This window comes from Clostridia bacterium (assembly GCA_026414765.1).
In the GTDB taxonomy this organism is placed as follows: Bacteria; Bacillota; Clostridia; order Acetivibrionales; family DSM-27016; genus SKW86.
In genome coordinates this window covers 33,511-52,679 of record JAOAIJ010000013.1, presented here as the reverse complement: position 1 = coordinate 52,679, position 19,169 = coordinate 33,511, and the positions used below count along the sequence as shown (strand labels likewise).

Annotated in this window: 16 protein-coding genes; 8 read left to right on the top strand and 8 right to left on the bottom strand. The window is 37.2% G+C overall.

The features are described 5' to 3' along the window. The coding region (locus tag N3I35_03580) for a hypothetical protein (protein MCX8129166.1) at window positions 1-465 on the bottom strand (465 nt) is incomplete at its 3' end. 236 nt (window positions 466-701) lie between these two features. Between N3I35_03580 and N3I35_03575 the strand changes: the two genes are divergently transcribed. Then, window positions 702-1,373 carry a sensor domain-containing protein gene (locus tag N3I35_03575; protein ID MCX8129165.1) on the top strand — a complete coding sequence of 224 codons (672 nt, stop codon included), beginning with the start codon at window positions 702-704 and terminating at the stop codon, window positions 1,371-1,373. Between the two features lie 22 nt (window positions 1,374-1,395). Here N3I35_03575 and N3I35_03570 read toward each other — a convergent pair whose 3' ends face one another. From N3I35_03570 to N3I35_03545, 6 genes are all read right to left on the bottom strand, one after another. Beyond that, window positions 1,396-3,510 (bottom strand): heavy metal translocating P-type ATPase, encoded by a 2,115-nt coding sequence (locus N3I35_03570; protein MCX8129164.1) that lies wholly within the window; start codon window positions 3,508-3,510, stop codon window positions 1,396-1,398. Window positions 3,511-3,639: 129 nt separating this feature from the next. Continuing rightward, window positions 3,640-4,008: a metalloregulator ArsR/SmtB family transcription factor gene (locus tag N3I35_03565; GenBank protein MCX8129163.1), complete on the bottom strand. Its 369-nt coding sequence runs from the start codon at window positions 4,006-4,008 to the stop codon at window positions 3,640-3,642. Window positions 4,009-4,258: 250 nt separating this feature from the next. Continuing rightward, window positions 4,259-5,407: an ABC transporter permease gene (locus N3I35_03560; GenBank protein MCX8129162.1), complete on the bottom strand. Its 1,149-nt coding sequence runs from the start codon at window positions 5,405-5,407 to the stop codon at window positions 4,259-4,261. Window position 5,408: 1 nt separating this feature from the next. After that, window positions 5,409-6,191: an ABC transporter ATP-binding protein gene (locus tag N3I35_03555; protein MCX8129161.1), complete on the bottom strand. Its 783-nt coding sequence runs from the start codon at window positions 6,189-6,191 to the stop codon at window positions 5,409-5,411. Window positions 6,192-6,324: 133 nt separating this feature from the next. Next, window positions 6,325-7,515, bottom strand: a complete 1,191-nt coding sequence (locus N3I35_03550) for an efflux RND transporter periplasmic adaptor subunit (protein MCX8129160.1) — start codon at window positions 7,513-7,515, stop codon at window positions 6,325-6,327. Window positions 7,516-7,607: 92 nt separating this feature from the next. Continuing rightward, complete coding sequence (locus tag N3I35_03545) at window positions 7,608-8,261, bottom strand: TetR/AcrR family transcriptional regulator (GenBank protein ID MCX8129159.1); 654 nt, start codon at window positions 8,259-8,261, stop codon at window positions 7,608-7,610. 326 nt (window positions 8,262-8,587) lie between these two features. Here N3I35_03545 and N3I35_03540 point away from each other — a divergent pair, with 326 nt between their 5' ends. Continuing rightward, window positions 8,588-8,956: a sulfite exporter TauE/SafE family protein gene (locus N3I35_03540; GenBank protein MCX8129158.1), complete on the top strand. Its 369-nt coding sequence runs from the start codon at window positions 8,588-8,590 to the stop codon at window positions 8,954-8,956. A gap of 62 nt (window positions 8,957-9,018) precedes the next feature. Beyond that, window positions 9,019-9,399: a sulfite exporter TauE/SafE family protein gene (locus N3I35_03535; GenBank protein ID MCX8129157.1), complete on the top strand. Its 381-nt coding sequence runs from the start codon at window positions 9,019-9,021 to the stop codon at window positions 9,397-9,399. Window positions 9,400-9,442: 43 nt separating this feature from the next. Here the strand turns inward: N3I35_03535 and N3I35_03530 are convergent, their stop codons facing one another. Continuing rightward, window positions 9,443-11,359, bottom strand: coding sequence for a phosphodiester glycosidase family protein (locus N3I35_03530; protein MCX8129156.1), 1,917 nt, complete (start codon window positions 11,357-11,359; stop codon window positions 9,443-9,445). A 320-nt stretch (window positions 11,360-11,679) separates the two neighbouring features. Here N3I35_03530 and N3I35_03525 point away from each other — a divergent pair, with 320 nt between their 5' ends. The 5 genes from N3I35_03525 (at window position 11,680) to N3I35_03505 (ending at window position 19,092) form a co-directional block, all read left to right on the top strand. Next, complete coding sequence (locus tag N3I35_03525; GenBank protein MCX8129155.1) at window positions 11,680-13,689, top strand: serine hydrolase; 2,010 nt, start codon at window positions 11,680-11,682, stop codon at window positions 13,687-13,689. Between the two features lie 146 nt (window positions 13,690-13,835). Continuing rightward, the gene (locus N3I35_03520; protein ID MCX8129154.1) at window positions 13,836-14,537 is read left to right on the top strand and encodes a TrmB family transcriptional regulator; all 702 of its coding nucleotides are present in this window, start codon (window positions 13,836-13,838) and stop codon (window positions 14,535-14,537) included. Window positions 14,538-14,586: 49 nt separating this feature from the next. Then, window positions 14,587-15,831, top strand: coding sequence for a diaminopimelate decarboxylase (gene lysA / locus N3I35_03515; GenBank protein MCX8129153.1), 1,245 nt, complete (start codon window positions 14,587-14,589; stop codon window positions 15,829-15,831). A 17-nt stretch (window positions 15,832-15,848) separates the two neighbouring features. Then, window positions 15,849-17,081, top strand: coding sequence for an LL-diaminopimelate aminotransferase (locus tag N3I35_03510; protein ID MCX8129152.1), 1,233 nt, complete (start codon window positions 15,849-15,851; stop codon window positions 17,079-17,081). 199 nt (window positions 17,082-17,280) lie between these two features. Continuing rightward, entirely contained in the window at window positions 17,281-19,092 is a 1,812-nt protein-coding gene (locus tag N3I35_03505; GenBank protein ID MCX8129151.1) for a S1C family serine protease, read from the top strand. Window positions 19,093-19,169 lie beyond the last annotated feature (77 nt).

The window sequence follows — 19,169 nt, the reverse complement described above, 5'->3', positions numbered from 1 at the left end:
GTCCTTAGGTTGCTTATCCTTGGGCTGTTTATCAGTAGGCTGCTTATCCTTGGGCTGTTTGTCAGCAGGCTGCTTGTCCTTAGGTTGCTTATCCTTGGGCTGTTTATCAGTAGGCTGCTTATCCTTAGGCTGCTTATCCTTGGGCTGTTTGTCAGCAGGCTGCTTGTCCTTAGGCTGCTTATCCTTGGGCTGTTTATCAGTAGGCTGCTTATCCTTGGGCTGTTTATCAGTAGGCTGCTTATCCTTGGGCTGTTTGTCAGTAGGCTGCTTATCCTTAGGTTGCTTATCCTTGGATTGTTTATCTGATTTGGTTTGTTCGGAAGGCTTGTCTGTTGATTCAGTTTTTGTAGTTGAATTATCTTCTGGAATAGTGGTTTCTTCAGCAAATGCAGATATATTCAAAGATACCAGACTGAATAATAAAGAAATAATCGCAGCTAATAATTTTACTCTAAAGTTTTTCAAAGTATCATCTCCCTAAATTAATAGTTTCATTTCATTATTATACCATAATTTTCTTGGTTTTGTAATATATTAATAGAATATATAGAATAATGTCTATGTTTTTTATTTTTTAAGATCTACCTGTTGATTGAGCACTATTACTACATCAAAAAAATATTTCACTGGCTTATAAGACTTTTTTTATGATCTCCCGTATAAATATTTAGAGCTAAATGATAATAAAAGGAGATAGATACATGGAAGAATCAAAAAAACCTCTTCAAAATTTCTTTAATAACTTTTTTAAGGTAGCTGCACAATCCAGAACTTATGCAAATATTTTTTACCTCCTTCTTGCATTTCCGCTAGGGATATTTTATTTCATATTTTTTGTAACCGGTTTTTCACTGGGGGTTGGTCTTGTTCCCATTTTTATTGGTTTGCCACTGATAATGTTTATGTTTTATATTTCTAAATATTTTATGGCATTTGAAAGAACACTTGCGAGACAATTCTTAGGAACTGAAATTCCTCCGTCAGATATGACAGAGGCACCTGCAAACGGGTTTTGGAAAAGATTTAAAGCTCAGGTGTTTGACCTGAAAGCATGGAAAAGTCTTATTTTTCTTATTATCAAATTTCCAGCCGGTATTTTTTCTTTTGTAGTGGTGGTAACTTTGCTCTCAATAAGTCTTGCCCTTATTTCAGCACCTATCACATACAGTGCAATAATCCAAAGCATTAATATAGATATTTTTCAGTATGATATCTTTTACTATTTGGCACCGGATTACTTCTCTTCCTTTGAAAAATCCCTAATATATATGGTTGTCGGGTTTTTTCTAACATTTATATTTCTACATGTAATAAACCTAGTTGCGTATATATCCGGTAAATTAGTTGCTTTTATGTCCTTAGAGTGGAATTGAGTATAGATAAACAGTGGTAGTACTAGACTGCCACTGTTTTGTTTTTCATTACTCTAATTGAATTGAAGACTGCTATAAGTGTAACACCGACATCTGCAAAGACAGCTTCCCACATAGTAGCAATTCCGCCTGCACCCAGAATCATAACGATGATTTTAATACCAAATGCGAAACCAATATTCTGCCACACAATTTTTTTTGTTTTTTTAGCAACTTGCATTGCCTCAATTATTTTCGAGGGTTCATCTGTCATCAAAACAATATCGGCAGCTTCTATTGCTGCATCAGACCCAAGTCCACCCATTGCAACTCCTATATCAGACATCGCAAGAACAGGTGCATCATTAATACCGTCGCCTACAAACATTAGTCTTGAATTTCCTGATGAATTCTTGATTTTCTGGAGTGCTTCCACTTTTTGATGGGGAAGCAGGCTATAGTAAAATTCGTCTATTCCAAGTGCTTTTGCTACTTTACTTGCTGAGCTTTTATTATCACCTGTCAGCATAGCTATCCTCATATTCCCTGGCCCTTTAAGCTTGGAAATTGTTTCATAAGAGTCTTCCTTTATTTGATCATTAATCTGAATACAACCCGCATACTTTCCATTTATTGAGATGTAAACTGAGGTGCCATCTGGTTCCGATATGGATTTTTCCGTACACTCGCCGACAAGTTTAAGATTTCCAGCCAATACTGTGGTGTTATCTATTACAGCCTCTATCCCTAATCCGGGTATTTCTTTATAAGTAATGATACGTGAACTGTCTAATTTTTTGCCGTATGCTTCTACAATTGATTTTGCTATAGGGTGGCTTGAGTACATTTCAGCCAAGGCAGCAAATTCCAGAACCATATCTTTATGGAAGCCGTTTTCAGCAGTTATTTCGGTAACCTTAAAATACCCTTTTGTCAGTGTTCCGGTTTTATCGAATACAACGGTATTTATACTATTCAATGCCTCCAGGTAATTACTGCCTTTTATTAGTATACCACGCCCAGAAGCTCCTCCTATTCCTCCAAAAAAGCTTAAAGGAATGGAAATTACCAGCGCACATGGACAAGATACTACCAAAAATATCAGAGCCCTGTTTATCCATAGTTTAAAATCCATACTGCCTGTAAGAATAGGAGGGAGGACAGCCACCAGCAGCGCTGCAGCAACTACGGCAGGGGTGTAGTATTTTGCAAATTTGGTAATAAAATTTTCAGTCCGGGCTTTTTTGGAAGAGGCGTTTTCCACCAGATCCAGTATTTTGGATATTGTGGATTGTTCAAAAGTCTTTGTTACTTCGATAGAAACAAGGCTGTCCTTGTTAATAAATCCACTTAGAACAGTATCACCTTTTTCCACTAAACGTGGTAATGATTCTCCGGTTAATGCGGAAGTATCGGCGTAGAAACTGCCTTCAGAGACTATTCCATCCAAAGGGATTCTTTCCCCTGGTCTTACTACTATAGTATCACCCACATGAACTTCCTCAGGATTGACTTTTACCAGTTCGCTGCCAGTTTTTATGACAGCATAATCCGGTCTGATATCCATAAGAGATTTTATTGATTTTCTGGATCTGTTAACAGCAAGATTTTCAAGCAGCTCTCCTGTTTTAAAAAATAGCATAACGGCGGAAGCTTCAGGGAATTCATTAATTGCAAAGGCTCCAAGTGTGGATATACTCATAAGGAAGTTTTCATCGAATACCTGACCCCGTATTATATTTTTAAAAGCATTGGAAAGTACACCAATACCTGCTGTCAGATAACTTGAGACAAATAGGGTCAATTCACCCCAAAACGGTAATTTAAAAATAATTCCAGCTGTGAATAGTAAAGCACTTATTACCAGCCTTAAAATCTCAATTGTTGCACTGCTTTTTTCGTCATGGTCATTATGGGTTTTATGCTGAGAATCAATTTCAACAACTTCTACATGGGATTCTATACCGGAGATGATTTTTTTTATTTTTTCTGAGATTTTTTCATCATTATAATCAACCTTAGTTTTAATTCTTAGTTTTTGGGTAGTAAAAGCCAATTCTGCTGATTCCACATCATCCAGTTCATTTATTTTTTCCTGAATCTTTATAGCGCAGTTAGCGCAATCAAGACCCTTTAATCTATAACTTTTAACACTCATATTTGCAACCTCACTTAATAGTATAATTACCGAAATTAAAAACATTATTTTTTATCTTCAGATGTGAACATTTATGCTTCAACTTAACGCTTAAATTTAACCTATTAATCCGAACAAAAGCATAATAACTTAATTCTCCTCAATATGTTCCAATGCCTGATCAAATATCTTTTTTATATGACTGTCATCTAAAGAATAGTATACTACCTTTCCTTCCTTACGATACTTGACAAGCCTTGCCTGCTTAAGAACCCTAAGCTGGTGAGAAATTGCTGATTGGTTCATACCAAGCAGAGCAGATATATCACAAACACACATTTCTGATGTAAAAAGGGCATTTAGTATTTTTAGCCTTGTTATATCTCCATATACTTTAAAAAACTCTGCAAGATCATAGTAAGTATTTTCATTGTACATGTTTTCTTTCGCCTTTTTTATTGTACTCTCGTGAATTATTGTGCATTCACAGCTAGCAAAATCGTGTTTTTTAGTGTTCATATAATATCTCCTTTGTACAAATATATGATTATATGTTCATACGATGTAATATTATTATATATTCTTTCTTCACAGATTTCAATACAATTTTGTTTTTCCCTTATCATAATAATACAATTAACTACACAAGATGAAGAAAAACTACTTAAAAGGCCGGATTTTTCTTGTATACAAATCCATAAAAAAAGACCCGAAATTTTCGGGTCCCATGCATCACTTGATCTTACCATAATAGCTTGCCCTAATTAACTTAATCCAGGCTTTTTCTGAATCTTAGCGTTGCAAGTGCAAGAATTGTAACCGTGAAAATGAAAAGTGCTATTACATCATTCCAAAGGAAATCTATACCTACACCCTTAAGCATTATGCCCCTTACAATGTCAAGGAAGTAGGTGATGGGTATTGCATAGCCGATCCAACTAATTACCGCAGGCATGGACTCTCTTGGAAAAATAAACCCAGAAAGTAGGATACTTGGCAGTAAAATCAATACCATCACCATCATTGCCTGCATCTGGTTTTTTGCAAATGTAGATATGAGCATGCCCATGGCAAGTGAACAGTATACAAAAAGAAAGCCTAGAATAAGTAACAATACAAGGCTGCCTGCAGGGTAAACCCCAAACCAGAAAACACAAAGTGAAAGGGCGAAAAGAAAGCCTGCATACCCGATTATGACATAAGGAACCAATTTTCCTAGAATAAGTTCCAATGGCCTTATAGGAGTGACTATAAGCTGCTCTATGGTGCTCCGTTCTTTCTCGCGGACTAATGCAAAAGCTGTAAGCATTAAAGTTATATTCTGAAGTATAATACCAACTAACCCCGGGATAGTGAATCTGGTGCTTTCCAGATTTGGATTGTACCAAACCTTAGTATTGACAGACACACCAGATGTTTGAGCAGCTGAAGCTCCGATTTTTTTCATAGCTTTTTCCTTAAAACTTCTTGAATAAACCTCAGAAATAAGCAGGCCACTGTTTAGTGCTGTCCTCGCTGTTGTAGGATCTGTTCCGTCAATGATTAACTGGGTTTTTGCCATCCTGTTTCTTTTTATATCATTTGCATAGTCGGAAGGGATGATAAGTCCAGCCTTCACATTGCCTCCATCAATCAACTCTGACATTTCCTTTTCACTCGTAACATTGTATTTCACCAAAAAGTAGTCAGATGCCGTGAATTTTTCTATATACTCACGGCTTTCCTGTGTTTTACTCTGATCAAAAACTACTGTCTGAATCTTATCAACCTCAGTATTTACTGCATAACCAAACAGCAGCATCATGACAACCGGCATTACAACAGGAAGCCTTAAACTTATAGGGTCTCTTTTTACCTGGATGAATTCTTTTTTTACTATAGATAAAAACCTTTTATAGCTGAATAATTTCCTCCTCATATTACTCCCCCCCATGCAGGAATTTCATCTCTTTAAAGGTAGAACTGACCTTTCTGTTTGTAATTCTTTCAACATAAGTAATGAATATGTCCTCAAGGTTTTTTGCGTTTTCCTGCTTTAAGAGCTCCTGTGGAGGTGCTATATTTATTATTTTTCCGTTGAATATGAATCCTGTTATATCACAGCTTTCGGCTTCGTCCATATAATGTGTCGTTACCAGTATGGAAATACCCTGACGTGAAAGTTCGTGGATTATTTCCCAGAAAACCCTTCTTGAAACTGGATCAACTCCTGCAGTAGGTTCATCAAGGACAAGCAATTTGGGTTTGTGAATCAATGCACAACCCAGGGCCAGTCTTTGTTTCCAGCCGCCGGAGAGAGTTCCAGCCAAAGCTTTTTCTTTTCCTTTGAGGTTTGCCATCAATATAAGTTCCTCTTTTCTTGAGTCCCTTACACTATTATCAAGCCCATATATTCCTGCATAAAAATCAAGGTTTTCTTCTACTGTAAGGTCTTCATAAAGGCTGAATTTCTGTGACATATACCCGAGGTTTTGTCTAACAGCTTCCGTATCTTTTACCACATCTTTTCCCAATACGAATGCTTTACCCGAGGAGGGACTCAGAACACCGCAGAGCATTCGTATAGTTGTAGATTTACCCGATCCGTTGGGACCTAAAAAACCGAATATGCAACCTTTTGGTATTTTAAAGCTTATATTATCTACGGCTGTGAAGCTGCCAAATTTTTTTGTCAGATTTTCGACTTCTATAGCGTAACTCATAAATTACCTCCATTCCATTGAAATGCGTTTTAGGCCAAACTTAGCCGGCTGTGCCAGTCGAGTCTGTTCATAAAACTATATTATCTTGTATAAGTCCTATCTATAAATTTGCTAAACTAGCACAAGATATTAGCTAAGAGAGAGGTATATAAGCATCAATAGTGCTTCCAGGCCTTAACTTATCCACGTTATCCATTATTTTTACTTTAACTTTAAATACGGTATTTTCTTTTGCATCTTTTGTTTCTGTGTTCTTTGGTGTAAATTCTGATTCGCTTGCAATATATATTACTTTACCTTTTATAATATTTCCTTCTACTAGCGGAGATTTTAGTTCCAGTTCCTGTCCCAGTTTTACAGCGTTCAGATTTTTTTGCGGTATATAAACCTTCACCCATAAATCATTCAGATCAGATACTGTACCCACACTGGTTCCTACATTTACCATATCGCCGATATTGACATTATTTAGTATGAGGGTACCGTCGACAGGAGATTTTACATGATATTTGGAAAGAAGGAGCTTTGCTTGTTCAAGAGAGGCTTTGGATTGCTCCAGGTCTGCTTCAGCAGCTTTTATGGCCTGACTGGTGGAGCCGTTTTTTAAAAGATCCAGTTGAGCCACTGTCTGTTCGTAGTTTGCCTGCGCTGCCTGGATTGCTTGCTCTGAAGCACCGTTTTTAAGAAGATCCAGCTGTGATTGTGCAGAATTCAGCTGCTCATTTGAAGTTTTCAGTTGTTGGCCGGCAGTATCCAGTTTATATTTTGCATCTGATAACTCACTTTCAGAAACTTTATCAGAATTGTAAAGCTCTTTGATTTTTTTGTATTTATCAAGCCAATAGTCATAACTTATTTGAGCTGTTTCTACAGAAGCCTTTGCTGTGTTGACAGACGCTTCAGCTTGCCTGATCTGCTCGGGTCTTGATCCTGCTTTGAGTTCGTCCAATTTTGCTTTGGCTGACTTAACTGCCGCCTCGGCCTGCTGTAGCTGCTCTGCTCTTGAGCCGGACTTAAGTTCGTCAAGGCGTGCCTCCTTCAGCTTAACTATAGATTCCTGCTGCTTTACAACCAATTCTTGAACAGAAGCATCTATTACTGCAATTTCATCATTTTTATTTATCAGCGTACTTTCTTTTTTTTCTATACATATAATTTTCCCGGATGCTTCTGAATTAACCTCTATTTGTGTCGACTCAACTGTTCCGCTTAATACCAGCAGCTCTGACTTTCCACAGCCGGTTAGCAAAAAAATAATAATTATACTTGTTTGTAATAACAATGAAAAATTCTTTAGAATTTTTGTACCGTTAAAAGTAGACATAATATCCCCTCCAAATTAAGAATAGTCTAAATAATTACTACAGAGTTAATACTCTGTATTTATGCACTTAATCAATAATCGGGTATTTCCAGTTAAGTGTGTTTTTCTCCAGTTTCTGCTGATATACCATACAGAATAACATCAATTATCTGATCGAACTCTTTTTCAAGGTCTTCAAATTCAAATTTATTACCGAATAGTTTTCTTTGTGCAATAAATAATGCAATATTTCCAAGCACACATCTGAATAATACTTCAGGCTTAATATTACTACGTATTACACCTCGTGAAACCATACTTTTGTAATACTCCAAAAAGAGTGCGTATGCTTTGGAAATGATATTCTGATATATTGCTTCACGTACGTCTTCATGGAGAAGGGCTTCAGTAAGTATTATTCTTGCCATAGGGAAAATTGATTCTACAAGCTTCATTCTGTCATACAGCAATTTCTTAATTATCACCCTTAAATCCTTGTTTTCATCTGAATTCAGGATTTTTTCCACTGGCTGCATGATTACCTTGGCACTGAGCAGGTTTATAGTCTGAATTAGTATCCCTCGCAGAATATCCTTTTTTGTTTTAAAATACCTGAAGATAGTCCCTTCTGCTATTCCTGCATTTTTTGCTATCTCACTTGTTGTCGCTGCACTGAAACCTTTTTCTGAAAAAACTTTTATTGCAGACTCGAGTATCTTTTTTTCCTTTTCGGGAAGCCCCAATTCCGATAAACCGGGAATCTCCATTTATTTTCCTCCTTGTCAGGCTGCATTAGGCTAGCTTAATTGTACCAGTAAACGATCTAAAATATTATAGAAGAGCGATTCACTCTTGTATGGATTGATATTGCTAATATCTCAAAATCAAAGTTTGAAAATAAAGAGATATATTTATTTACATCAATCATTATGTAATGTAACAATAATAAAAATGAGTGAGTACTCACTTTTATTATACTATCATTAGAAATATTTGCAATAGTTTTTTTACAGGAACTTGAATATTAAGCATATGATTTTAACAAGATAAGTGTGATACGTACTAAAATTCAAGCAGGAGAGTAAATTTGAAAATAGAGAAATTCAGTTATAAAAAATACTTTAAGTACATTCTTATTGGGATCGCAACAGGCACTGCAAACGGGTTGTTCGGTTCAGGCGGCGGAACTATTGTAGTTCCTGCCATGGTTTTACTGCTGGGAGTGGAGGAGCATAGAGCGCATGCGACCGCTATTTCAATAATTTTCCCCTTGACGTTAATCAGTTCGTATTTTTACATTTCTCATAATTATGTTAATTGGGGGTTGACATTGAATGTAGTGCTGGGGGGGGTAGCAGGGGGCTATGTGGGAGCAAAACTGCTTCATATTTGTCCCTCCGGTACCCTGAGGAAAATTTTTGCAGTATTTATGATATTAGCGGCTATCAGGATGTTTTTCTGAAAAATATTCTAATAATAGTGCCGCAAACTCTATTTAAAAAAACAGTAGAAAACGGTGTAAAGATGATTCTTTTTTTTATTGGATTAATGGCAGGAATAATAAGCGGGATGGGAATAGGTGGAGGAGCTATTTTGATTCCTGCGCTTGTAATATTTGTCAGACCTGAACAGCATATTGCCCAGAGTGTCAACCTTCTGTTTTTTATACCGACAGCTGTTGTCGCACTGATTGTTCATATCAGAAACAAAAGAATTGACTTTAGGCTAATGCTGCCTATTGCTGTTTTCGGGTTAATCGGATCATATATGGGATCCCGTATGGCTTTGGCACTTCCCGGAGTGACTCTCAAAAAGTTATTTGGTGTATTTCTGCTTATAATGGGCTGTTATGAGATGGTCAGGAGAGATAAACATGTCGCAAAAGGAGAAGGCAAGAGGGTTTAGTAAAAGTGATATAGCAGAAAAGTGTACACTGCAGCCTATGTTATTACTGATTTAGTTTTTCATTTATAAAGTCCAGCTGCTTGTCAATAAGTTGTTTCTGCTCCTTTGTCGGACTTAAAGTTAGTGCTTTTTCATAACATTGTTTCGCTTCTTCATACTGCTTAAGCGAATAATGTGTATATATACTTCCCAAAGACATCCAGTATGCAGCAGAGTCAGGTTTCTTTCCTATAAGCTTTTTAAAGGTATCTATGGAACTTGCAAGATTCCCATTGTTATAATATGCCCATCCGAGTTTATTAAGGATATCAAGGTCGTTAGGCCTGATTGCCAGGTAAGCTGTGTAGCACTCTATAGCAAGTTCATATTCCTTTTCTGCCGTACTAAGGGCTGCGAGCTTCAAAAGGGCCCCTGCATGTCTTGGTTCGAGCTTCAGTATCTTCAAGTACAGCTCTTTAGAAGTAGAGAAATCTTTATTATCCATTGCCTTATTAGCTTTAATATAAATATCATCTGTTTTTACCATGTCAGCACTTATATCAGCAGTTCTTCCCGAGTTATCCCATGTTAATTTGCCACCGAGAAAATCAGCTATAAACTGGAGAGGGATGAAGTTTTGTCCGTCATGGGTTTCTATGGAATTTGTCAATTGTTGCGGAATACCATCTATTTTTACAAGAGTGCTTCCAGGTTTAAACTCGTATATCTTTCCATATCTCCTAAAAATTATATTATTTTTTGAACTATCTGATGCCGGAAATGAATCAAAGTCTTTAAAAGCTTGTACTAAAGGAACCATGACCGTGTTGGAGCCTGTAAGGTATGGATCATGGCTGTAAAATATATCCTTGTTGTTTAGCTTGACTCTCACTGGCATTTCCTTAAGTTTGGTAATGACAAGAGCATTACTGAGTTTTCTGCCGGGTGTGGTGACATACCTGTCCTTGAAGAACAGACCAGAGGAAGCACCCCCATCAAGGTTTATAGCATTTACAATACCTAATTTTCTTACAATTTCAGCAAGTTCTTTTACTGTTACACTTGAGACAGTTCCTAAAACTAAAATATTATTCTTGGTTATTCCTGCAAAGCTTCTTTGAGCTCTATTCTTATTGATTTTATTTTCAGAAAAGCCCTCTGCTTTTCCATCTGCCAGGATAATTCCATTCTTAACAAGGGTAGGGCCGGCGCCAACAGTTGTACGGATGTTATCCCAGTTTAAAGCTGTTCCTTTTTTCCCGTTAACGGATTTGAAATATTCCAGCTTGTAGTTTACTTTATCTCCTACTGCAAATCTTTTTGTGAGTGATGAATCACCTGTTACAATGGTAAAGCCGTCAGCTGGTATGGAAGCTTCGGCTGAAGAGATTTTGGTAACAGTTCCGCGGCTTACTGTAATAGAGGTTTTGTTGTGTGTTCCTGTACTTTTACCAAAAGCAGGTGTAAATACGATTGTAGAATCTTTAGAGTCATATTTGTGGTTAAACCCCCATGCATACCAGTTGTTGGGATATTCATAACTTCCGTTAATGGAACCGCTGATGTATGTATAGAGATTTTCTACTATTACCGAGTTATCTGCAGAAAAAGCTATAACAGAACCAGTTTGTCCTATGTGCGCAACCTGGCCTTTTGTCTGTATCGTACCTTCAGGCTGGAAGTCGGAATAAGCATTAAAAAAGGTGCCGTTTATTGCGCCTATGACTTGCCGGTTTGCTGACTTTGCCTGTCCGGCTATATTCTTAAGATCATCAACCTGTCCAACCTGGTTTTTGGCGATTACTGATTCCATCCTGAGAGTTTTGTCGTTCATATTTATATATATTGCATTAACGGTACGCTTTCCTCCTGAGAAGACAATATTTGTATTCTGCTGCCATACTGTTTCCTTACTGAAGCTCCTGGGAGCCAGCGGTAATAATATTGTAAATATAAGAACCAGAAGTAAAGATTTTTTCATGAAAATTCTCCATAACAGTTATTTGGGATTGTAGTATATCTAATTTTTATATCGGTAAAAAAAGAAGTGTGATGAATAGTTATTGTGTAATTTACAGCTGGTTTAAAGCCAAAGGCATAAAGTAAGGCAAATAAGTAGATTTATCACTTTTTATTGAATTGACAGCATAGTCTAACAGGAGTATATTTGTAAAATATTCTATAAAGTATATTTTTTGACGTATACCTTAGAAAATTATGTTTAGAGAGGAAAGTGAGCGCATGACTAAAAAAATTTTGGCGGTTATACTGACTTTAGCCCTATTATTTGGGGGTATTTCTTTGAATACACATGCAGAAGCGAACGACATACTTGTTAACATAAATGGAAAAACAGTTTTATTTCCTGATGCAAAACCACTGATAAATGAGAATCAGAGAGTGCTGTGCCCGGTAAGGTTTATTGCTGAAGCTATGGGGGCAAGTGTTTTGTGGCTGGGAAAAAACCACACGGTATCAGTTGTTAAGGGTAACAGGGAAGCTAAGTTTGAAGCTGGAACCAATATAATCAGAATAAATGGAAACGAGCTAAAGCTTAGTGATAAAACTGCAATCATAAGCAAACGTACATATGTGCCGTTACAATTTTTCAGTGAAGTATTTGATGTAATTGTCGACTGGAATTACAAGACCGGGGTTTTGAGTATTGAAAGCCTTAAAACCAATGAAGAGAAATTCTTTGAGAAAGTAGCGATGTCTGATGAAAATAAAAAGATTGCAGCCAATCTCAATCAATATCTGAATGCATATCAGAAGGCTGCAAACTTTCAGGGGTCTGTCCTGATAGCAAAGGAAGGTAATATTCTAATAAACAGAGGATATGGAGCGGCAGATTTCCTTCAAAGTACAAAAAATACCAGTCAAACTAGATTTGCCATCGGTTCCGTAACTAAGCAGTTTACTGCCATGGCTATCATGCAACTGCAGGAAAAAGGGTTGTTGAGTGTTGAGGATAAGCTGTCCGAATATTATCCTGACTTTAAAAGAGGAGATGAAATTACTATTCACAACCTTCTGACACATAGTTCCGGAATACCTAACTATACGGATATGCCGGAGTATATCAGGCAAATCACTAAAATTTACAAAGCTGAAGATATTATTTCATTTCTGAAAGATAAACCTTTGGATTTTGATCCGGGAAAGGAATACAAATACAGTAATTCGGGGTACTTACTGTTGGGAGGTATAATAGAAAGTGCAAGCAAGTTAAGCTTTGATGAATATCTTAAAAATAATATTTTCGATCCATTGGGAATGAAAGATTCAGGTGTTTGTTATGACTCTGGTAAAAAAGGAAGTCAGGTGTCAGGTCATATAGGATATCTGGATATATATAATGTTGATGATGAAATGGCTACAAAAGTAGCGCACAGCGCAGGCAATATCTACTCTACGGTAGAAGACCTGTACAGATGGGACAGGGCTTTATACACAGAAAAGCTGGTTTCAAAAACTGCAATGGAGAAAATATTTACTCCACATATAGATACGAAAGGTATGGGATATTACGGCTATGGCTGGGTTATTTCTGAAAGCGAACTGGGGAAAGGGGTTATGCACAGCGGATTTACACTGGGTTTTTCAGCAGATTTCAGGAGATATGTCGACAGGGATATTACAATCATTGTTCTTGCAAACAAAGACCATATGAACACCAGTAAAATGTTTGCCGGAATAAAAGCTATCCTGGCAGGAAGCAAGTATGAATTGCCTATTGAAAAGAAAACAATTAAGATAGATAGCAGCATTTATAAAAAATATGCCGGGGATTATGAAATTTCGCCTGGAATTACAGTTAAGATAACAAACAGGGACGGACATTTATATGCAGGAATTACCGGCCAAGGAAGTTATGAAATATTTCCCGAATCGGAAACTCAATTCTTTTACAGGATTGTAGATGCTGAAATAACTTTTGTTACAAATGACAAGGGTGAGGTCGTAGAGCTGGTTCTTCATCAAAACGGACAGGATATTCATGCTAAAAGCAAAGTATATGCAAAGGAAATAAAGAAAGAAGCTGTCATTGACCGGAAAGTGTTTGAAGCATATGCAGGAGAATATGAGTTGGCTCCGGGAATAAACGTCAGGATATTCGCAGAAGAAGACCATTATTATGCGCAAGTTACCGGGCAGGGTAAACTGGAGATATTTGCAGAGTCGGAAATGAAGTTTTTTGGTAAAGCTGTTGATGTCAGAATTACTTTTGAAAAGAATGACATGGGCGAGGTGACGGGGCTGGTTATTTCCCAATCAGGAATGACTATAAACGCGAAAAAAATAAAATAGCTATAAATGTATTAGCGGTAAAAAGGCTGGTTTGGAGGGTGCCCACACAAGATGGGCATCTTTTTTGTGTTGGTTTTTCTTGACAGATTTATAATAATATTATATAGTGGTACTAAATAAAACCACTACAATTATAGGGGGAACATATGGACATTATAGAATGTTTGATAAAAACAGGCTTTACCAGGCATGAGTCTATTTTATACCTTGCATTATGCAAAGAGGGGGAGTTAACAGGTTATGAAGCTGCTAAGATTTCAGGCATCCCAAGATCAAATGCTTATCTTGCGTTGTCTGGACTGGTGGAAAAGGGCGGAGCCTGCAGGATTGAAAGTGAATCTGTAAAATATATTGCAGTACCTGCAAAAGAATTGGTGTTTAACATGAGGGCACAGTTAAATCAGGTTTTTGACTATATAGAAAGGAATACTCCCGTAAGGGATTTGCCAAAAGAACCATATATAACAGTTGAAGGTAAATCTCATATAATAAATAAGATGAGATATGTAATTAAGGAAGCTACTGAGAGAATATACCTTTCAATGTCGCCCACCGAACTTGAATGTGTAAGGGATGAAATCGTAGAAGCTTGCGGGCGTGGACTAAAAATAGTAGTAATTACTTCAAGTGGTTTTAGTATGGACGATGTTGTTCTATATCGTAACGAGAAGCAGCCTGGCCAAATAAGGCTGATTGCGGATTCGGCACATGTAATAACTGGAGAAATCGGAGATGATAATAGCTCGGCATGCCTGTATTCAAAAAATAAAAATTTGATACAGCTGATAAAAGATTCATTGACAAATGAAATTAAGCTTATTCAGCTTAATATGAAAGATAAAGGTTGAGATGCAGAGGTTTATTGCAAAAATATTAATTGACATGGAGGACTATGGTATGAATACGTATTATACAGAAAAGATCGGATTTTTCGGAAGCACTAATGCAAGTGAACTGGTGAAAAGATATGGGAGTCCCTTATACGTATATAATGAAACCATTCTTAGAGAACGATGCAGGGAAATGGTAAATTTGGTTTCATATCCCAAGTTCACTGTAAATTATTCGGTAAAGGCCAATTCAAATATCGAACTTCTTAAAATCGTCAGAGAAGAGGGGCTGAACGCAGACGCGATGTCTCCGGGAGAAATATATGTTCTATTAAAAGCAGGTTTTACGCCCGACAGTATTTTTTACGTTGGAAACAATGTGTCGCAGGAAGAAATGAAATATGCGGTTGATTGTGGTGTTGCTGTGAGTGTAGACTCTGTTTCACAGTTGGAACTCTACGGCAGAACTAACCCCGGAGGTAAGGTTGCTGTGAGGTTTAACCCCGGAATCGGAGCAGGGCACCATGAAAAGGTCACGACTGCCGGGAATAAAACTAAGTTTGGCGTAAACATGGAATACATAAATGAAGTTAAGAAAATATTAAAGGAATATGATTTGAAGCTTATAGGAGTAAACCAGCATATCGGTTCGCTTTTTATGGAGGGGGACGCTTATATTGAAGCGGTCAGGTCGATATTGAATGTAGCCAAAGAATTTGATGATCTTGAATTTATTGATATGGGTGGTGGCTTCGGAATCCCGTATCATAAACAAGAAGGCCAGGAGAGGCTGGATTTGGAAGGACTGGGATACAGTTTGAACAGGATTTTAGAGGATTGGGTGAAAAGTTATGGCAAGGGAGTGACTTTTAAGATTGAACCCGGGCGCTATATATCGGCAGAATGCGGCATACTTTTGGGAAATGTTTATGCAGTCAAGAAAAACTATGGAGTGACTTATATCGGGACTGACTTGGGGTTCAATGTATTATCAAGGCCTGTTATGTATGATTCCCACCATGACATAGAGGTTTATAAACAGGTCGGAGAAACTCTTTCGGATAGACAGGAAACTGTTACGGTAGTTGGCAATATCTGTGAAAGCGGGGATATAATAGCCAAGGATAGAGATTTACCCCTGATCAGTGAGGGAGACATACTTGGAATAATGGATGCAGGAGCATATGGTTATTCTATGAGTTCGAACTATAACAACCGGTTAAGACCGGCAGAGGTGCTGATAAGGATGGATGGAACCCATGAATTGATCCGCAGGCGGGATATGTTGGAAGATTTAGTGAGTAATTACTGAAAAAGAGGGTGTGTACTATGGATTTCATATTCGACAAAATTGCTGATAGACTTGGCGGAAGGGACTTTGAAAACTCAACCAAACTATATAAATTTGCTAAAATTAAAATTGCAAAGGCAGAGGCCAGGATGAAAAATCCCGGTATCGCCTTGATCGATATGGGAGTCGGGGAGCCGGATATTCCTGCAGACGGGCTGGTGGCCGCTATTCTATCGCAGGAAGCAAAGAAAGCTGAAAACAGATGGTATTCAGATAACGGAATACCCGAATTTCAGGAGGCTGCAGCAAGATATCTCAAGAAAGTATATGGGCTTAATAATGTAGATCCATATAAAAATATTATTCACGGTATAGGTTCCAAGCCTATACTGGCTATGATTCCCCTTATGTTCATTAACCCAGGAGATATTACTCTTGCTACTATTCCCGGATACCCGGTAATATCAACCTATACTCAATATCTGGGGGGAGAAGCATATAATCTGCCGTTACATCGGGAAAATGATTTCTATCCCGGATTTTCAGACATCCCGCATGATATTTTGAAGAGAGCAAAACTCCTTTATATCAATTATCCCAATAACCCAACCGGACAAGTTGCAACTGAAGAATTTTATAAGAGGGTTGTTGAGTTTGCATACAAAAATAATATAGTAGTTATATCTGATGCAGCTTACGGTGCCTTGGTGTATGGCGATAACAAGCCTCTCAGTTTTCTTTCTGTTGATGGAGCTTGGGAGGTTGGTTTAGAGATACACTCTTTATCGAAAGCTTTTAATATGACAGGGTGGAGGCTTGCATTTGCAGTTGGAAATTCTAAACTTATGGAAGCTTATGGTATTGTTAAGAATAATACTGATTCGGGTCAGTTTAGAGCTATCCAAAAAGCTGGGATATACGCTCTTGATCATACTGAGATAACTGAACATAATTGCCGGAGGTATTCAAGACGGTTTGATTTATTGATAGATGCTTTGAAGGAAGTCGGGTTTGACGCGGTGAAGCCAAAAGGGAGCTTTTACTGTTATGTGCCATGCCCTAAAAGAACAAAGTCAGGAATTGTGTTTAGCAATGCAGAAGAAGTTTCTGACTACTTAATACGCCAGGCTTTAGTTTCTACTGTTCCGTGGGATGATGCAGGGGCTTATCTGAGATTTTCAGTTACATTTGAAGCTAGCAGTGAAAATGAAGAAAAAACTGTTATCGAAGAGATGAAAACCAGACTGAAGAGGCTGGAATTTCTATTCTGAATCCTCAATGCATTATGATCTTTTGTAATATATTGGGATAAATTAACAAAGGATGTCATAGAATTTTATCAAATTATAGCTGGAAAATGAAGAATTTTGTCGAAATATCTCGTAAAATACAGAAAAATAGTATCTTGTAACCTATACGCCTCTACGGTATAATCAAATGGTTATTATTTTTGTCGAAGGGGATAAAATTATGCATAAGATTTTAAAAAAATTTGTAGTATTATTAGTTGCATTAAGCATCATGACATCTGGTTTTAGTTCATTTGCAGCAGGATCAGACAAATCGATAAGCGTATCGGTTAATTCAGTAAGTGTCAAAATAAACGGAAAAGCTGCAAAAATTGACAACTTCAGTTATTCTGGCAAGATATATTTACAAGCACAGGATATCAGCAGTTTGTTAGGTATAGGGTATACATATGATTTAAAGTCAAAAACCGTAAATATTAATTCAAAGAAGCCTGCAAAAGCTGTTTCTCTGTCAAAAGCAAAGTTCGCTTCGATAAAAACATCTTCTACAAAAACCTTAAAGGTAACAGCCAATCCTGCTGTAATCAAGATAGACGGGAAAGCTGCCAAGCTTGAAAATTATATTTATGAAAATGCCGTTTTCGTTTCGGCAAAAGATGCGGCTGTCCTTCTGAATAAAGATTTCTCTCTGGATACCAAGAAAAAGCTCCTTGCAATAAATGAGAAGAAACCGTCTACTCCTACATTTGCCCCTGATACACTGGAAAAAACCAAGGGAAATGTTACTGTGTCAATAATGGATTGGGGTAATGCTCAGATAAAGGAGTACAAGATAGGTAATGGAGTATGGCAGAAATATACGACTCCTGTTGTTATGAAAGAAAACGGTACTCTGTATGCGCGTGGTACAAATGCAGCAGGTATTGCTTCAGATGTTGCAAGTATAGAGATTGATAATATGCTCAGACTGCTGACTAAAGTCCAGGTTGCAGAATTGAAAAAATCTGTTGTTAAAGTAATGACTTATAACAAAAACAAAAAGGAATTGGGTACAGGAAGTGGATTCTACATATCTGATGATGGAAATGTTGTCACTAATTACCATGTGATTGACCTTGCTTCTTATATAGAAGTTGAGGATGTAAATGGGAAGAAATATAATGTAAGTGGTGTTTTAGGGTATAGCGTAGATAAAGACCTGGCAATTCTTAAACTGGAAAATGTTGTTTCTGTGCCTAGTTTAGAATTAGGTAATTCTGATAGTCTGGTATATGGCGAGGATGTAGTTGCAATCGGATACCCGTTGGGGATGCCTGTTAACGTAACCTTTGGAAATATAGGTAGCTTAAGTATTGATGGATTGTTAAGCAGAGAAAAGAAATATAAAGATATACAGATTTCAACGCCTATTTCTTCCGGTAACAGTGGAGGACCGCTTCTTAATATGTATGGAGAGGTTATAGGCATAAATTATGCAGTTATAGATGGCAGCGATGCAGTGCGTAATGCTCAAAGCTTAAACAGGACCATACCTGTTACTGATTTGAAACCTATGCTGTCATCAATGAATGAGCAAAAACTGTCTGAAGTGATTGACGAAGTATATTCCAAAAAGAACTATGATGACATTGCAAAGAGAGTATATTATGATTATTATGATTATACTCAGGGTGACTACGATTTAGATTTAAACGGAGTAGTCATATTTGAGGATGATGAAAATAAAAATCAGCTTAACGTGATGCTGATTCAATCGCCGGAATCGTTTGAAGTAGTAAAGGAAGCAGAAGCCAAAGGCAGTAAGCACGAAGTGGAAAATTGGATAAAGACTATCACTGAAGAAATTCAGAAGCAATATCCCGATAAGTATGTAGAAGTATATCTATACTATGTAGAGTATTCAAAAGCACAGCCAACAGCTCTTGAAACATATGAGTACTTTTTCGATCAAGAACGTGGTGAATGGAGGATTTACAGATTTAAAGTTTTATACTACAAGGAGTATGGGGAATATAAGTTCTACTGGTCGTAAACTCATGTTTGTTTTTTATGTGTAGTCGAATAATGACTAAAATATATCTTGACACTATTTACCTATAAAATTATAAT

What these genes read in the sequence shown, in the direction of transcription:
- N3I35_03575 (MCX8129165.1), top strand. Translation starts at nt 702, where the DNA reads ATGGAAGAATCAAAAAAACCTCTTCAAAATTTCTTTAATAACTTTTTT.
- N3I35_03570 (MCX8129164.1), bottom strand. Translation starts at nt 3,510, where the DNA reads ATGAGTGTTAAAAGTTATAGATTAAAGGGTCTTGATTGCGCTAACTGC.
- N3I35_03565 (MCX8129163.1), bottom strand. Translation starts at nt 4,008, where the DNA reads ATGAACACTAAAAAACACGATTTTGCTAGCTGTGAATGCACAATAATT.
- N3I35_03560 (MCX8129162.1), bottom strand. Translation starts at nt 5,407, where the DNA reads ATGAGGAGGAAATTATTCAGCTATAAAAGGTTTTTATCTATAGTAAAA.
- N3I35_03555 (MCX8129161.1), bottom strand. Translation starts at nt 6,191, where the DNA reads ATGAGTTACGCTATAGAAGTCGAAAATCTGACAAAAAAATTTGGCAGC.
- N3I35_03550 (MCX8129160.1), bottom strand. Translation starts at nt 7,515, where the DNA reads ATGTCTACTTTTAACGGTACAAAAATTCTAAAGAATTTTTCATTGTTA.
- N3I35_03545 (MCX8129159.1), bottom strand. Translation starts at nt 8,261, where the DNA reads ATGGAGATTCCCGGTTTATCGGAATTGGGGCTTCCCGAAAAGGAAAAA.
- N3I35_03535 (MCX8129157.1), top strand. Translation starts at nt 9,019, where the DNA reads ATGATTCTTTTTTTTATTGGATTAATGGCAGGAATAATAAGCGGGATG.
- N3I35_03530 (MCX8129156.1), bottom strand. Translation starts at nt 11,359, where the DNA reads ATGAAAAAATCTTTACTTCTGGTTCTTATATTTACAATATTATTACCG.
- N3I35_03520 (MCX8129154.1), top strand. Translation starts at nt 13,836, where the DNA reads ATGGACATTATAGAATGTTTGATAAAAACAGGCTTTACCAGGCATGAG.
- lysA (MCX8129153.1), top strand. Translation starts at nt 14,587, where the DNA reads ATGAATACGTATTATACAGAAAAGATCGGATTTTTCGGAAGCACTAAT.
- N3I35_03510 (MCX8129152.1), top strand. Translation starts at nt 15,849, where the DNA reads ATGGATTTCATATTCGACAAAATTGCTGATAGACTTGGCGGAAGGGAC.
- N3I35_03505 (MCX8129151.1), top strand. Translation starts at nt 17,281, where the DNA reads ATGCATAAGATTTTAAAAAAATTTGTAGTATTATTAGTTGCATTAAGC.